Origin of the sequence: Aquimarina sp. MMG015, from assembly GCF_018100855.1 — a bacterium.
Lineage (GTDB): Bacteria > Bacteroidota > Bacteroidia > Flavobacteriales > Flavobacteriaceae > Aquimarina > Aquimarina latercula.
In genome coordinates, this window is record NZ_JAGJEB010000016.1 from 84444 (window position 1) to 99491 (window position 15048).

The 15048-nt window shown below is 32.9% G+C and carries 12 protein-coding genes; 3 read left to right on the forward strand and 9 right to left on the reverse strand.

Going from position 1 to position 15048, the window contains the following annotated elements:
• Positions 1 to 8 precede the first annotated feature (8 nt).
• Positions 9 to 1121, forward strand: a complete 1113-nt coding sequence (locus J8L88_RS21830) for an ABC transporter permease (protein WP_118388911.1) — start codon at positions 9 to 11, stop codon at positions 1119 to 1121.
• Positions 1122 to 1243: 122 nt separating this feature from the next.
• Here the strand turns inward: J8L88_RS21830 and J8L88_RS21835 are convergent, their stop codons facing one another.
• Together J8L88_RS21835 and J8L88_RS21840 are read right to left on the reverse strand one after the other, a co-directional pair.
• Positions 1244 to 1423, reverse strand: a complete 180-nt coding sequence (locus J8L88_RS21835; RefSeq protein WP_027393901.1) for a hypothetical protein — start codon at positions 1421 to 1423, stop codon at positions 1244 to 1246.
• A gap of 178 nt (positions 1424 to 1601) precedes the next feature.
• Positions 1602 to 3197: a vitamin K epoxide reductase family protein gene (locus J8L88_RS21840; RefSeq protein ID WP_211061840.1), complete on the reverse strand. Its 1596-nt coding sequence runs from the start codon at positions 3195 to 3197 to the stop codon at positions 1602 to 1604.
• 457 nt (positions 3198 to 3654) lie between these two features.
• Between J8L88_RS21840 and J8L88_RS21845 the strand changes: the two genes are divergently transcribed.
• Positions 3655 to 4455, forward strand: coding sequence for a DNA/RNA non-specific endonuclease (locus J8L88_RS21845; RefSeq protein WP_247666530.1), 801 nt, complete (start codon positions 3655 to 3657; stop codon positions 4453 to 4455).
• A gap of 33 nt (positions 4456 to 4488) precedes the next feature.
• On the opposite strand, the gene rodA is transcribed toward J8L88_RS21845, so the two are convergent.
• The 6 genes from rodA to purH all read right to left on the reverse strand — a co-directional run bounded on the left by rodA (position 4489) and on the right by purH (position 11674).
• Complete coding sequence (gene rodA / locus J8L88_RS21850; protein ID WP_027393898.1) at positions 4489 to 5742, reverse strand: rod shape-determining protein RodA; 1254 nt, start codon at positions 5740 to 5742, stop codon at positions 4489 to 4491.
• Positions 5742 to 7610, reverse strand: a complete 1869-nt coding sequence (gene mrdA, locus J8L88_RS21855) for a penicillin-binding protein 2 (protein WP_118388915.1) — start codon at positions 7608 to 7610, stop codon at positions 5742 to 5744. Before mrdA ends, rodA begins: the two co-directional genes overlap by 1 nt.
• Positions 7607 to 8113: a hypothetical protein gene (locus tag J8L88_RS21860; protein WP_027393896.1), complete on the reverse strand. Its 507-nt coding sequence runs from the start codon at positions 8111 to 8113 to the stop codon at positions 7607 to 7609. Before J8L88_RS21860 ends, mrdA begins: the two co-directional genes overlap by 4 nt.
• The gene (gene mreC / locus J8L88_RS21865; RefSeq protein ID WP_211061841.1) at positions 8106 to 8933 is read right to left on the reverse strand and encodes a rod shape-determining protein MreC; all 828 of its coding nucleotides are present in this window, start codon (positions 8931 to 8933) and stop codon (positions 8106 to 8108) included. The genes J8L88_RS21860 and mreC overlap by 8 nt, the downstream gene beginning before the upstream one ends.
• Before the next feature lie 136 nt (positions 8934 to 9069).
• Positions 9070 to 10098 (reverse strand): rod shape-determining protein, encoded by a 1029-nt coding sequence (locus J8L88_RS21870; RefSeq protein WP_027393894.1) that lies wholly within the window; start codon positions 10096 to 10098, stop codon positions 9070 to 9072.
• A 43-nt stretch (positions 10099 to 10141) separates the two neighbouring features.
• Positions 10142 to 11674, reverse strand: a complete 1533-nt coding sequence (gene purH / locus J8L88_RS21875) for a bifunctional phosphoribosylaminoimidazolecarboxamide formyltransferase/IMP cyclohydrolase (protein ID WP_027393893.1) — start codon at positions 11672 to 11674, stop codon at positions 10142 to 10144.
• 139 nt (positions 11675 to 11813) lie between these two features.
• Here purH and J8L88_RS21880 point away from each other — a divergent pair, with 139 nt between their 5' ends.
• Positions 11814 to 13067, forward strand: coding sequence for an ABC transporter permease (locus tag J8L88_RS21880; protein ID WP_118388918.1), 1254 nt, complete (start codon positions 11814 to 11816; stop codon positions 13065 to 13067).
• 354 nt (positions 13068 to 13421) lie between these two features.
• On the opposite strand, the gene J8L88_RS21885 is transcribed toward J8L88_RS21880, so the two are convergent.
• A partial coding sequence (locus tag J8L88_RS21885) for an Ig-like domain-containing protein (RefSeq protein ID WP_211061842.1) occupies positions 13422 to 15048 on the reverse strand: 1627 nt, incomplete at its 5' end.

Here is a 15048-nt window from a genome sequence, read left to right on the forward strand (position 1 = left end):
TTGCTTTAATGCAACAGACTACATCAAATTCACTGACAAAGTTAGCGCTCCAAAGATTTAAGAAAAATTTTTGGGGCGTTTTGAGTTTTTGGTTTATTTTGATTTGTGCACTTATCGCAATTTTAGCGTATGTGCTAGCGCCTGATAGTTCTAAGAATGCAAATCAAATGCATTTATCCATTCATTCAAAAGGCCCAGGTTTTTCTGTAAAAATGTTAACCATACCGTCTGGCAGTGTATCTGATCAATCTTATTTTAGTGAGATGTTTTTTGGTACAAAAAATATGGATACAGAGATTCCTATAGAATCTTTTAGTTTTGATAAAGATATTATTAAAGTTATTCCTTACACAGAAGGAGAACTTATCGGAATTTCTAAAAGTATTGAACTTAAAAGCTTTCCTGAGGAGCATAACAATAAAGAAATAGAGCAAAATTTTATTAGTGATCGCACTTTTATTTTAGGTACTGATAAATATGGTAGAGATATGCTTAGTAGGATGCTAATTGGTATTCGTATTTCTTTTTCAATAGGTTTTGTTGCTGTGCTTATATCTTTAATATTAGGAATATCTTTAGGAGCTATTGCTGGGTATTTTGGTGGGAAAGTTGATGTGCTCATTATGTGGTTGATTAATGTAACCTGGTCGATACCAACTTTACTTCTTGTTATTGCTATCACATTAGCCTTAGGGAAAGGTTTTTGGCAGGTTTTTATTGCTGTTGGTCTTACAATGTGGGTAGAGGTAGCAAGAGTCGTTAGAGGGCAAGTTTTAAGTATAAAACAAATGCAATATGTTACTGCGGCAAAGGCTTTAGGTTTTAATGATTTTAGAATAATTACAAAACATGTTTTACCAAATAGCTTAGCGCCAGTAATAGTGATTTCTGCGGCTAACTTTGCTGCAGCAATTTTAATAGAAAGTGGGTTAAGCTTTTTAGGGATTGGAGCACAACCTCCAATGGCTAGTTGGGGAGCAATGATTAAAGATCATTATTCATATATTATTTTAGGCAAAGCATATTTGGCTATTATTCCTGGCTTGGGAATAATGAGCCTTGTAATGGCATTTATGTTAATTGGTAATGCATTGCGAGATGCCTTAGATGTGAAAGGATAGAGTAGTATTCTAAATCTGTTTTTTTGTATATATTTAGGATGTACCTTATTTAATTGCCAATAAAAAAGGACCAAATCATTGATTTAATCCTTTTATAAAAGTTTAAAAATACTCTATTTTTTTTAGAAACAAGGAGGTCCTTGTACCCAAGTATATCCATTGTGATAACAGCAACTTAGTGCCGGATCACAACGTCTTCTTCTGTTACTTTGGTTAGTTAATACATAAATACCTCCATTAACATCTTGTTGTTGTTTTTTAGAAAGAGTTTTTGCTCCTTTTAATTTTTTAATTTGTTTCATAATATTTAGGTTTTAAGAGTTAAAAAAATATTCCCCGAAAGTTTAAAGACATTCGGGGAATGTCTGAGTGAGTGTGTGAAGAAAAAGAGTTTTTAATACGTCTTTTTACTATTAAATAACTTTTCTATTTAGAAAAGGTTGTCTTGATTCTATTTTAAAAGAATCTTTATGTGATTGATTAAGCCTCAACTGGTTTTTGTTCCACGTTATAATCAGGTTCTTGCTGGTTTTCAATCATCATACTAGTGAAATGGAAGAACTCATCATAGCTATACTTTTTAGGGTAAATAGATGTGTTCATTAAGGAAGCAGGAGTATAAAACAAATTATTGCTTTCCGCCCATTTAGATTGTGTTTTTAAGGTTTCTACATGTTGCATATTGTTTTTCGGTGCGCCATATTTTTTTATCCAATTACTGTGTGTTCTATCATTAAACCATTCGCTGTAAGCTTCTATAAACTTACTCGATCCATCGGTATGGTATATTTCCATTAAGCGCAAACTAATCTGTGTAGCTTGATTATTAAGATCGTCTAAGGAAACTTTTAATCGTATGATTATCTGAAGTTGATCACTCATTGTTCTTAATACTCTTGCATACGCTTCAAAAGCACCTTTGCAATAACCACACATAGGATTGGTTAAGCTGATGATTTTAAATTTTGAATTCGGATTACCTAATATAATTTCATTGGTAATTGTACTATTGTCAGTTACTTTTTCTGATAAGCTTAATAAATGTTCAAATATTTGTCGATCTCTTTTAAATTGATTGAGTTTTATGTTTTCATTTTTATAATCTTTATTTTCTACCATGCTTTGTTTTACGTGCATATAAGCAAGTGTTCCTAGAGCAGAAATCATAATAAAAGAGGCTATGGATACTAGGGAAAAGCTAAAAGGCAAACTGTATAAGGCTATAGCGATTAAACCAGAGGATATAGCGCTTATAGCAATGCATATAGCACACCATTTTTTGATTACAAAAGCTTGTGAATAGATAGAGTAAATAATAAAAGGAATTCCTATAAGTGTCGGTAGCAATAGCGTGCTATTATATCCGTAAAATAGCTGATATATTATAAGAATCCCAAAAAAAGCAATACTAGCATCTGCTAAGGAGAAATCTTTAAATAATTTACCAGTGTTGTTATTTATTACATCACCACAGTTGGAATTTCCAACAGTAGTGCAAAATTGATGCATTGTGTTGGATTGAATACCAAGACTTTCTCTAACTGCAAATAAGCTGAAAATTATACCCGAAATAGATAATAACAAAAATAGGATTTGGTAAAGATCAAAAGGTCTAAAAACAAGAGTTGTCAAAGCACCTATTAGAAGACCTCCAAAAAGAATATTTTGTACAAGTGTTTCTTTTGAAAAAAGAGCACTGTTTCCGGTATTATGTTCTACTGCGATTACTTTAGGAACCCATATTTTTTTAAATTCTTCATGCGTAAACTTCTTAGTGTCGAGATCCGTGTGTTTAAGTTCAATATTCCCATTCTTATTAATTATCGAAACAATTTCTTCAGAATTTTCTTTTTTTACTAGAGAAACAAAGCTTTTTGGTAATTGATCTAAAGCGTCAATTGGAACTTCTACTGCTATGTTATCTATATCAAAATAATCTAGAGTATCAGTAATTGATTGAAAACTTGGATAGTTGGGATGTATTTGTAATTGTAGTTCTAAATCTTTTTTATCATAATTACTAATCCTGTTTTGGATTAGAACTGTTTCAACTATTTTTTCAATACTATTTTTCATGAATCCTTTAAGATGTTTGTTTTGCGTGCTTTCTTCTGATAAAGATAATATAAGTTGATTCCCCTATATCTACTTAAATCTATAATTTTTCATTAATAATAAAAAAAATGAAATTTCAATTCAGAATTAAAAGCTTCCTAAATTAGATATTTTAAAACATTTTCCGGACGAGGATATTACATAAAATAGAAGTGGAATAACCGTAATTTTATAATTTATTTATGTTAATTTAAAGATTTAAAGTATTAATTTTTAATGGTTTAGGTGTTTTTGGGGTATTCAAAAGAGGTGTTCATTAATTTATGTTAAAGTTTAATTTGTCATATTAAATAGCGGGTTCGAAGCAATGAATGATCTATTTTTTATCAATTTCTGTTCTTTGTACTATATGATATTTTATAGTTATTCGAATTTGATACTTTTGCAATCAATCTGTGAATAATTAAAAAAGATAAATTTGAAAAGAAAGTATATATATCCGTTGATGGTTTTGATTGTTACGGTTAGTTTCTATTATACCGAAAAATACCTAGACGAAACGAAAGGTGATTATACTAATGGAAAGATTGAAGATAAAGAATTGGGTTTTTTCTATCTTCCAACATCTACAACGAATGCAATAATCTCTCACGATAATTATATATTGTCCTATTCTGAAAAACACGAACAACCAGAGTGGGTGGCTTATGAGTTAAAAAAAGAGCATCTCTCTAAAAATGAATTTAAAAGACCTTTTTTTGAAGTTGATGATAAGGTTAGGTCTTCATCTGCAGATTGGAGAAATTATAAAAATACTGGATATGATAAAGGTCACCTTTGCCCTGCAGCGGATAGAAGATTTACCTATGATGCATTTGAAGAAACATTTCTAACATCAAACATTTCTCCTCAAAATCATGAGTTTAATGCTGGGATTTGGAACCAATTAGAACAAAAAACGAGGTATTGGGCAAAAATATATAATGGGGTTTATGTAATAACCGGAGGGATTTTGACAGATGATCTTAAGACAATTGGATATGAAGCAGTTTCTGTACCGAAATATTTCTACAAGGTAATTTTGGATTACAGTTCTAAAAAACCAAAAATGGTTGCATTTTTAATTCCTAATAAAGATACGAATAAGCGATTATCTAGTTTTGTTGTTACCACCGATAGTATTGAGAAATTGTCGGGAATTGATTTTTTCCCAGAATTATCTGATGATTTGGAGAATAAGCTAGAGGCATCTTCTGCTACAAATGGTTGGAGGTTTTAATGGTTTAATTAGAACTATTGATTTATGCTGGTTTTACCATTCATTTACTCTGTTAGAGTCAAGTTTAATGAAAATAAAAAGTAACAACGTAAAGCCCCATAATCCCGATCCACCATAACTAAAGAACGGTAATGGGATTCCAACGGTAGGCAGTAAGCCTGTTACCATTCCTACATTAACAACAAAATGGATGAATAATATCCCTGCAACACTATATCCATAAACTCTGCTAAATTGTGATTTCTGTCTTTCTGCTAGATATAAAAGTCTTATAAGAAGTCCAATAAAAAGTATAATTACTGCAGTGGCACCAAGAAAACCCCATTCTTCTCCAACGGTTGTAAATATATAATCCGTATGTTGTTCTGGCACAAAACCACCTTTGGTTTGGGTTCCTTCTTTCCAGCCCTTTCCTGTCCAGCCTCCACTACCTATAGCTATTTGACTCTGATTGGTATTATATCCAATACCTTTAGCATCTACTTCCTTTCCTAAAACGATATTAAAACGGTCACGATGTCTTTGTTCAAAAACATTATTAAAAATATAGTTTACAGAGAAACAAAATCCAGTAATTACAATAATTGTTAATAGGTATCTAGCGTATTTTGGTTTGTGTTTTCTATTTCTAATAAGAATTAGCAGCATTATAGTTGCGATACCGAGAACAACCCATAAAGGAGTAAACAACAAAGTCAGAATAAACAAAGCTGCGGCAGAAGCTCCAATAATTAGATATGTTGCTGCTAGTCCTTCTCTGTATAAAGGAAAGAAAAAAGCTGCATAAACTAATGCGCTCCCAGGATCGGGTTGAGGTATGATTATTAATGCAGGTAATGTTATAATTAAAAATGCTCTTAGTTGGTGATTAACTAAATTAATATTGGTTTGCATATCACTTAAGAATTTGGCAAGTGCTAATGCAGTTGCGGCTTTTGCAAATTCTGATGGCTGCAATCCTACGGGGCCAAATGCGTACCAAGAAGTGGCTCCATTTACATTTTTTCCAAATAAAAAAAGTCCTAATAAAGATACTAACGATATTACATAGATCAAGCCAGCAAATCGTTCATAAAATTTAGTTTCTATTGCTTGTGTTATAACTATGATAACAATGCTTAGTACAATCCAATACAATTGTTTGATATAGGGTTGGGTAAAATCAGTTATAGAGAAAACTTCATCACCATAAGAAGCAGAGTATATATTAACCCAACCAAAACCTATCAATAATAAAAATAAAAGTACAGTTAGCCAATCTATTGCTCCTACCGCCGATCTAGCCATTATTGATTGATTTTAAAAGGTTCTCCACTATATGGTTTTGCATATTCTTCTTCAAGACTGTGTGTTAACACCCAATCTTCAAGATCGGTTCTAGAGATAGATTGGTTAATATATTTTTCTATCATTAAACTAGCAATTTTACCAGCATATCTAGCTCCCCAATAACCATTTTCAATGAATACAGTTAGCGCAATTTTCGGATTATCTTTTGGAGCGAATGCGACAAAAACTGAATGGTCAGTTAATTGCATGCGTTCTCCATCAATTACAGTGTAGTTCTCCGCAGTACCTGTTTTACCGCAAATTTCTATATCTTTTACTTGTAATGATGCTGCAGTACCTTGTACATATACTTGGTGCATTCCTTCGATTACCGGCTCAAAATGTTCCTTATCAATTGTAGTGTATTTTGGTTTGGTAAAGTTTTCAATCTCTATAGGTTGTCCGTCAATAGCTTTGATAATATGAGGTGTATAGAAATAACCTCTATTAGCTATAGCGGCGGTCATATTAGCTAATTGTATGGGCGTAGCCAACACTTCTCCTTGTCCAATAGCATTAGATATTGTTGCGGTTGGATACCACTTATATTTAGGGTAATTATATTGTCTGTTGTAGAATTTAGAATTTGGAATTAAACCTTTACTTCCGCTTGACAAATCATTACCTAGATAGTTTCCTAGTCCAAAACTTTCTACGTGTTTTTCCCAATTGTCGATACCTTCTTGTGGAGTGTCATACTTATTAATACTTCTTAGGTATACGTTGGCAAAATATGCGTTGCAAGATTGAGCAATTCCAGGAATCATACTCAAGGGACTTCGATGGGAGTGACAACCAAGTTTAGCCTTTTTGCCATATCGAAATCCATGATTACAAGAAAAACTTTCTTTTGTGTCAACAACTCCTTCTTGCAATCCAATCAAGGCAGTAATTGCTTTAAAAGGAGATCCAGGAGGATATTCACCTTTTACACCACGATCAAATAAGGGTCTAGAAATAGAATCATAATGTAATCTAGTGTAATTAGGAGATCTTTTTCTTCCGACTAATAATTCTGGCTTATAACTTGGGGCGGTTATTAAAGTTAGAATTTCTCCTGTAGCTGGGTCTAATGCCACGATACCTCCTCGTTTATTTTCCATTAACTTTTGACCGTATGCCTGTAATTCTTCGTCAATAGTTATCGTAAGATCTTTACCATTAACAGGAAGTGTATCATATTTACCATTTTTATACGGACCAATATCACGGTTAAACCTATCTTTCTGGATTCTTTTTATTCCTTTTATTCCGCGAAGTTGATTTTCATACTGTTTTTCTACTCCTTGCATTCCGATTAAATCACCAGAAAGGTAGTATGGATCTTTCCTTATTAATCCGTCATTTACTTCGGCAATATATCCAAGTACATTCGATGCGTTTACCGTATGATAATCTCTTAGAGAACGTTTTTGTATGTAAAACCCATCAAATTTCCGCATTTTTTCCTGTAGGTATGCATATTCATCTTTAGTTAATTGCGGTATGACTACAGAAGGGACACGCGGAGAATACACTCTCGCTTTTTTTAATTGCTTTACGAGTTTTTCTTTCGTTATTTTAAGTATCGAACAAAACTCTAAAGTATCAAATGGCTTTAGTTCTCTTGGTATTACCATAACATCATAAGAGGGTTGGTTAGTAACCAAAAGTTTACCATTTCGGTCGTAGATCGCTCCTCGTTGCGGGTAATCATACAATACTTTAATGGCATTATCTTCTGATAATGCGGCAAAGGATGTATTGTAAATTTGTAGATAAAAGAGTCTTGCTGTAAATACAACACCAGTGCTTATGATAATAAGATATAGTAATAATTTTCTCATGAATCTTTCCTTCTAAACAATACTAAAACAATCATAATTACTACAATTGAAAATAGACTAGAAAATAACGTTTTTTTAGCAATTAATAGTGTATGAGAAAAGTTAAATATTTCTAATGAAAAAAGTATAATATGATGTATGAAAACTATTAAAGTTACGTATGCTAAACGTTGCCCAAAACCTACTTTACTTAATTTTACTGTTTGGAACTCATAACTCAACCCAAAAACAGATCTTAAAATTACAGGACGTAAATATGCAATACATATACAGGCTGTAGCGTGAATACCGCCAGAATCACCAAATAAATCTAGGGTTAACCCTAAAACAAAACTTAAAAAAAGAAATAAACTTTTATTTATATTTATCGGAGCAAGTAGAATGAAAATAATGTATATATATGGGTTTAGGTATCCTAAAAAATTTATATGATTAAGAATAAAAACCTGAACCAAAATCAGACTTAAGAATCTACCTATGTATAAAAGAACATTGTTATTCATCTATTTTAGGGTTTTCTAATAACTTAATTTCTTTGGCGTCATTACTTTTTATTGCATAAACAAAACCTATATCAGTCATATCATTAAATAATTGTACATCAATTAAAAAATAACTTTGATTTTGATCTAATTCATAATTTAGGATAGTTCCAATTCCTATTCCACGCGGAAATATAGTAGAACGTCCATTAGTGATAATAGTGTCTCCTTTTTTTAAGATGGCTTGCCTCGGAACTGTTTCAAGTTGTATTATATTCGGGTCTTTTCCATTCCAAACTAAGGATCCATATTGGTTAGATTTTTTTAATCCTGCATTAATTCTAGAATTAGTATTTAGTATAGAAATCACCCTGCTATAGTTTTTAGACGTGTTTTCTACAATACCAACAATTCCCTTGTCTGTAATAATACCCATATCAGCTTTAATACCATCTTTCTCTCCTTTATTAATCAAAATATAATTATCAGCTTTGCTATAATCATTTTTGTAAACATTCCCTTTTATAAAGGTATAGGGTTTACCAAAAGAAGTAGTGTCGGTAAATGTTGTTGCTATTGTATCCTTAGTTAATAAGCTAAGTTGATTTCTAAGTGATTCATTTTCTTCAAGTAAACGTTCATTTTTGTTTTTTAGGCCAAAATAATTAGTTATGGAATATCTCCATCCGTATACACCTCCGGAAAGAAAGTTAGTAGAACTTATAAATTTGCTTTTGTGATAGCTATGAGATTGAATGGTAAGGATTAATGAGAAAAATAAAAGCAGCAAGAATAATAGGAAGTTTTTGTTCCGTATTAAAAAATTAATAATCTGCTGCATGTCTTATGGGGGTACTAAATTCTAATAATATTATGTTTTTATAGTGTGTTTTTCACTTGTTTAAAAACAATTAAAGCACAATAACGTTAAAAATTAATTTTAGGTATATTCTACTTACAATTTTTCTGAAAAACTATTATTTAATCAATACACTTTTGTATCTATTAATATTTTTAAGAGTAATTCCTGTTCCTCTTACAACAGCTCTTAAAGGATCTTCCGCTATGTAAACTGGTAAATCAGTTTTTTGAGAAAGTCTTTTGTCAAGACCTCTTAGCATAGAACCTCCACCAGCAAGGTAAATACCTGTATTGTAAATATCTGCTGCTAGTTCTGGTGGTGTTTGAGACAATGTTTCCATTACAGCATCTTCAATTCTAAGAATAGATTTATCTAAAGCTTTTGCAATTTCTCGGAATGATATCTGAACCTGTTTAGGTTTTCCGGTAAGAAGATCACGTCCCTGTACATTCATTTCTTCTGGTGGCAACTCTAGATCTTCGGTAGCAGCTCCAATCTGGATCTTTATTTTTTCTGCAGTTCGTTCACCGACATATAAGTTATGCTGCGTACGCATATAATATATGATATCGTTAGTAAAAACATCACCCGCAATTTTTACAGATTTGTCACATACAATTCCTCCTAAGGCAATTACAGCAATTTCTGTGGTACCTCCACCGATATCTACTATCATATTTCCTTTAGGTTGCATAATATCTACTCCGATACCAATAGCTGCGGCCATTGGTTCGTGAATAAGATATACTTCTTTTCCGTTAACGCGTTCTGCACTTTCTTTTACCGCACGCATTTCTACCTCTGTGATCCCGGAAGGAATACAAATAACCATACGTAACGCCGGAGTAAATATTTTTTTCTTTAAAGCAGGAATATCTTTGATAAACATGCTTATCATTTTTTCACTAGCATCAAAATCTGCAATTACTCCATCCTTTAATGGTCTAATGGTTTTTATATTTTCGTGTGTTTTTCCTTGCATCATTGCAGCTTCTTTACCAGCTGCAATTATTTTTCCAGACATAATATCTCTGGCAACAATGGATGGACTGTCCACCACCACTTTGTCATTATGAATAACTAAGGTATTTGCCGTACCTAAATCTATAGCAATTTCTTCAGTAAAGAAGTCGAAAAATCCCATATAAAACGATAAAAAGGGTTAGAATTGAGTAAATGTACTAAAATTAATGTTTAAAATGACGTGTTCCGGTCATTACCATAGCAATTCCGTTTGCATCACAGTAATCGATACTTAATTGATCCTTTATAGAACCTCCAGGTTGTATAACTGCTTTGATACCCGCGTTGTCCGCAAGTTCCACACAATCAGGGAATGGGAAGAATGCATCACTTGCCATAACGGCTCCATTAAGATCAAAATTAAATGACTTTGCTTTTTCTACAGATTGCTTTAAAGCATCTACTCTAGATGTTTGTCCAGTCCCGCTAGCTAACAATTGTTTTCCTTTGGTAAATACTATGGTATTAGATTTAGTGTGCTTACAGATTTTTGAAGCAAATAGTAGATCTTCAATCTGTTCTTCTGTTGGACCAATTTTGGTGGCAATATTTAAATCAGATTCAGTATCCGTTTTTAAATCCTTATCCTGTACTAAAGAACCATTAAGACAAGAACGAACTTGCGTTTTTGGTAACGCTATATTTTTTTGAATTAAAATAATTCTATTTTTCTTCCCTTTTAAAATTTCTAATGCTTCATCACTATATGAAGGAGCGATTACTACCTCACAGAATAATTTATGAATTTCTTCTGCAGTAGCAGCATCTATTTCAGAGTTGCTGATTAATATGCCTCCAAAAGCAGAAACAGGATCACCAGCTAATGCGTCTACATATGCTTGATGAACCGTAGAACGTTGCGCTAAACCACACGCATTATTATGTTTAAGAATAGCAAAAGTAGGAGCTTCTTTTTTAAATTCACTCATTAAATTTACCGCAGCATCTACATCAAGAAGATTGTTATATGATAATTCTTTACCGTGTAATTTATCAAACATAGCATCAAAATCTCCAAAGAAAAACCCTTTTTGATGAGGATTTTCTCCATAGCGTAATACTTTTCCTTTGGTTTCACTAATCTTAAGTGACGCAATCTCTTGATCAGTATTGAAATAATTAAAAATTGCACTATCGTAGTGAGAAGAAACATTAAAAGCTTTTGCAGCAAAACGCTTACGATCTTTTAAAGATATGTTACCATTGCCTTCTGAAATAATTTCCAAAAATTCAGCATAATCTTCTACAGATGCTACACAAGTTACATCTGCAAAATTCTTAGCAGCAGCTCTAATTAACGAAATTCCTCCGATATCAATTTTTTCAATAATATCTTGTTCAGGCGCACCTGATGCAACTGTTTTTTCAAATGGATATAAATCAACAATCACGATGTCAATTTGTGGAATTTCATACTGTTCAAGTTCTGCAACATCGCTATCGTTATTCTGGCGATTTAGGATTCCACCAAATACTTTTGGATGTAATGTTTTAACTCTTCCGCCAAGAATAGAAGGGTAAGAAGTAACATCTTCTACTGGAATAACGTCCACTCCCTGATCTTTTATAAATTTTTCAGTACCACCAGTAGAATAAATAGTAATACCAAGTTCATCTAATTTTTTAACGATAGGTGCTAACCCGTCTTTACTGAATACAGAAATTAAGGCAGATTTAGCGGTTTTTGTGTTGCTCATGACAATTTTTAGTTAGTAAAACGCAAAAGTAGCAATTTAGTTATCAATTAGACAACCCATTGCGCGTAATTGTTTTAGATATTTTGTAACAAAATTGCAAGGAAAACGTCCTATCTTTATATTGTCCAAAAAATAGCACATGCTTATATATCTTAGAGTACTAAAAGAGAGTTTTAATTTTGCGGTTAACGCTCTTAGAAACAATAAATTAAGAACCTTTCTTTCTTTGTTAGGAGTTACTATTGGTATATTCTCCATTATTGGGGTTCTTGCCGCTGTAGATTCTTTAGAGAAAGAAATAAAAGGAAGTATAAGTTCTTTAGATAATAGTACTATATATCTTACTAGGATTTCTTTTGGTCCTACTCAAGTTCCTGATTGGAAAAGAGAACAGTTTCCGGATGTAACTTTTGAAGAGTATCAGCATGTGAAAAGAACTATGCCTGATTTAAAAGCAGCAAGTTTTTTATTAAATGTTGGACAAGAGACTCTAAAATATAATGATAAGAGTATTAGTAATGTCGATATGGTACCCGTTACTAATGATTATTATGATATTGAAGAGTTGCAAGTAGTCCAAGGAAGATTTTATAATGAACAAGAATCGGTAGGAGGAGCTCCAGTAATTGTAATTGGTGATGAAATAGCCAATAGTCTTTTTGGATCAAGTGATCCAATTGGTAAAAAGATTCGTGTTTATGGTAGAAAATTTACGGTAATTGGTGTTTTAAAGAAAGAGGGGAGTGGTCTTTTTGGCGGTTCTAAAGATACTGCTGCAATATTACCTGTTAATATAGTGAGAAGACTTTATGGAGATAATAATAAGTTTACATTTCCAATGATTATAATAAAGCCAGAATCTGGTAGTGACGTGCCGGAGTTTGTAGCTTCTTTGACTCAAAAGGTTCGTTCTTACCGAGGTTTAAAGCCAGATGAAATAGATGATTTTTTCGTAAATCAATTACAAGGTTTTACCGATTTTATAGATAATATAACAGGGACGATGTCTCAAATAGGAGGTTTTATAGGTATGTTTTCTCTGTTAGTAGGAGGTTTTGGTATTGCTAATATTATGTTTGTTAGTGTAAAAGAACGAACTAATCTTATAGGGATCCAAAAAGCATTGGGAGCTAAAAGAAAATTTATTTTACTTCAGTTTTTATTTGAAGCGGTAATACTTGCAGTTTTTGGAGGATTAATCGGATTAATTTTGGTTTGGTTAATCTCAAAAGGAGCTTCTAGTATGACTGGTGATTTCGAATTTATACTTTCTACTTCAAATATGTTTTGGGGAATGTTTTGGTCAACCTTAATAGGCTTGATCGCAGGTATTTTTCCTGCTTGGATGGCTGCTAGATTAGATCCAGTAGAAGCAATTAGAACTGGAATGTAGAAGGTGATTATGTTTTTATACTACACGAATCGAAGCAACAGGTAAATATTCATCCCTAGGGCGATTAATATAATTACCAAAACGGCAATCGGAATTACTTTCATCATAATATTTCTTTTTTTGTTTGGGGCCATTATAACTGTTGTCATAGTTCAAAGATACTATGAATCAGAGCTTAAGGAAATAGGTAGAAATACTCGTTTATGAAAATGAATTCTTGTTTGATCCAGTCTTGATGTTTTTGTTATTACTCATAAGTCATTTGATAGCTGTTTTTTTTGCTCTATAAATTCTTGAGTATAAAAAAAGTCGAGGTGAAACCTCGACTTTTTAAATATTAAATTAAAAGTACCTTTACTGCTTAATTATTCTTTTAGTTGCAGATCCTGTTTCAGAATGAATAGTCATTAAGTAGAAACCTGAACGAATTGAAGAAATATCAATCGTATTGATAACACTGCTTGTGTTCAATTTCTGAGAAAGCACTAATTTTCCTTGAATATCAAAAATATCAGCACGCTTTATAGCTAAACTAATTTCTCCAGTTATGTTAATGGTACTGTTAGATGGTATAGGGTAAACAGTAAGACCATTTGATAATATTTCATCGTCTATGCTTAATGTACTGTCAAATTCAATAACAAAAATATTTGAAATAGTATTTCCATTGAATACTGGGTCGCTTACTCTATTTTCATCAATAATCACAGTAATATTACTATTTCCTGTTGTTGCTGGAGTTATCTCAGCGGTAAAAGAAGCTCCTGAACCGGAAAGATTGCCAGCGGTTCCATTTGTTACAGATATATCACTGAGATCAAAATCAATGATATCTTCATCAAAAGTGATTGTTATAGGAATTGGATTGGCATTGGTTGGAGAACTTTCTGTTGAAGAAATAACAACACTTGGCCTTGATATATCCGATTGGATATTAAATTGAGTAGCTGCTGTATTTCCGTTGCCAGCAGCATCAAAAGAGACATTAGCATTAATGTCTACTGTCACCATACCTGAGGAAGTTGGGTTAATATTTACGCTATAGCTGGTATTACTTACTAGAGGAAATAAATCACTTGCTGTACCATTTCCTACTATAATATCAGCAATATCCAAATTATCTATAGGTTCAGAAAAAGTAATTGTTACAGGAATAGGGTTAGCTGCGGTTGGAGAACTTTCGGTGCTGGTAATATCAACCGTTGGGGGTGTCGTATCCGATTCTAATATAACTACCTGCACACTAGAGGAATTAGGGCACGTTCCTGCAGTTGTATAAGTTACTGTGTATGTATTCGGTGTTGATGTGGATAGATCAATGGTTCCATTACTAGCAATACTCAGCCCTGAAGTAGAAGAGAATGTTCCTCCTGTTAATCCAGTGATTGTCGGTGTTGGATCTGGATCAGATGTCGAATAAGAAGTCGAACTATACGAGAACGACGCATCATCCAACGCATTGATTGTTATATTAGTTGTAGAACTATTCGGGCAAATTCCAGCTGTTGTATACGTTACTGTGTAAGTGTTTGGAGCTGATGCTGAAACGTCAATAGTTCCGTTACTAGCAATACTTAATCCAGCAGGAATAGCAGAAAATGATCCACCAGTAAGTCCTGTAATAGTTGGTGAAGGATCCGAAGCGTCTACGCAATAAGCCGATGCACCATAACTAAAAGACGCATCATCCAACGCGTTAATTGTTACACTGGCTGTAGAACTGTTCGGGCACGTTCCTGCAGTTAAGTAGGTAACAGTGTATGTGTTAGGAGTAGATACTGATACATCAATAGTTCCGTTACTAGCGATACTTAATCCAGCAGGAATAGCGGAAAATGTTCCTCCTGTTAGTCCTGTAATGGTTGGCGTTGGATCCGAAGCATCTACACAATAAGAACTTGCAGCATAACTAAAAGACGCATCATCCAGTGCGTTGATGGTTACACTAGCTGTAGAACTGTTCGGACACGTTCCTGCAGTT

What these genes read in the sequence shown, in the direction of transcription:
- J8L88_RS21830 (WP_118388911.1), top strand. Translation starts at nt 9, where the DNA reads ATGCAACAGACTACATCAAATTCACTGACAAAGTTAGCGCTCCAAAGA.
- J8L88_RS21835 (WP_027393901.1), bottom strand. Translation starts at nt 1,423, where the DNA reads ATGAAACAAATTAAAAAATTAAAAGGAGCAAAAACTCTTTCTAAAAAA.
- J8L88_RS21840 (WP_211061840.1), bottom strand. Translation starts at nt 3,197, where the DNA reads ATGAAAAATAGTATTGAAAAAATAGTTGAAACAGTTCTAATCCAAAAC.
- rodA (WP_027393898.1), bottom strand. Translation starts at nt 5,742, where the DNA reads ATGGCTAGATCGGCGGTAGGAGCAATAGATTGGCTAACTGTACTTTTA.
- mrdA (WP_118388915.1), bottom strand. Translation starts at nt 7,610, where the DNA reads ATGAGAAAATTATTACTATATCTTATTATCATAAGCACTGGTGTTGTA.
- J8L88_RS21860 (WP_027393896.1), bottom strand. Translation starts at nt 8,113, where the DNA reads ATGAATAACAATGTTCTTTTATACATAGGTAGATTCTTAAGTCTGATT.
- mreC (WP_211061841.1), bottom strand. Translation starts at nt 8,933, where the DNA reads ATGCAGCAGATTATTAATTTTTTAATACGGAACAAAAACTTCCTATTA.
- J8L88_RS21870 (WP_027393894.1), bottom strand. Translation starts at nt 10,098, where the DNA reads ATGGGATTTTTCGACTTCTTTACTGAAGAAATTGCTATAGATTTAGGT.
- purH (WP_027393893.1), bottom strand. Translation starts at nt 11,674, where the DNA reads ATGAGCAACACAAAAACCGCTAAATCTGCCTTAATTTCTGTATTCAGT.
- J8L88_RS21880 (WP_118388918.1), top strand. Translation starts at nt 11,814, where the DNA reads ATGCTTATATATCTTAGAGTACTAAAAGAGAGTTTTAATTTTGCGGTT.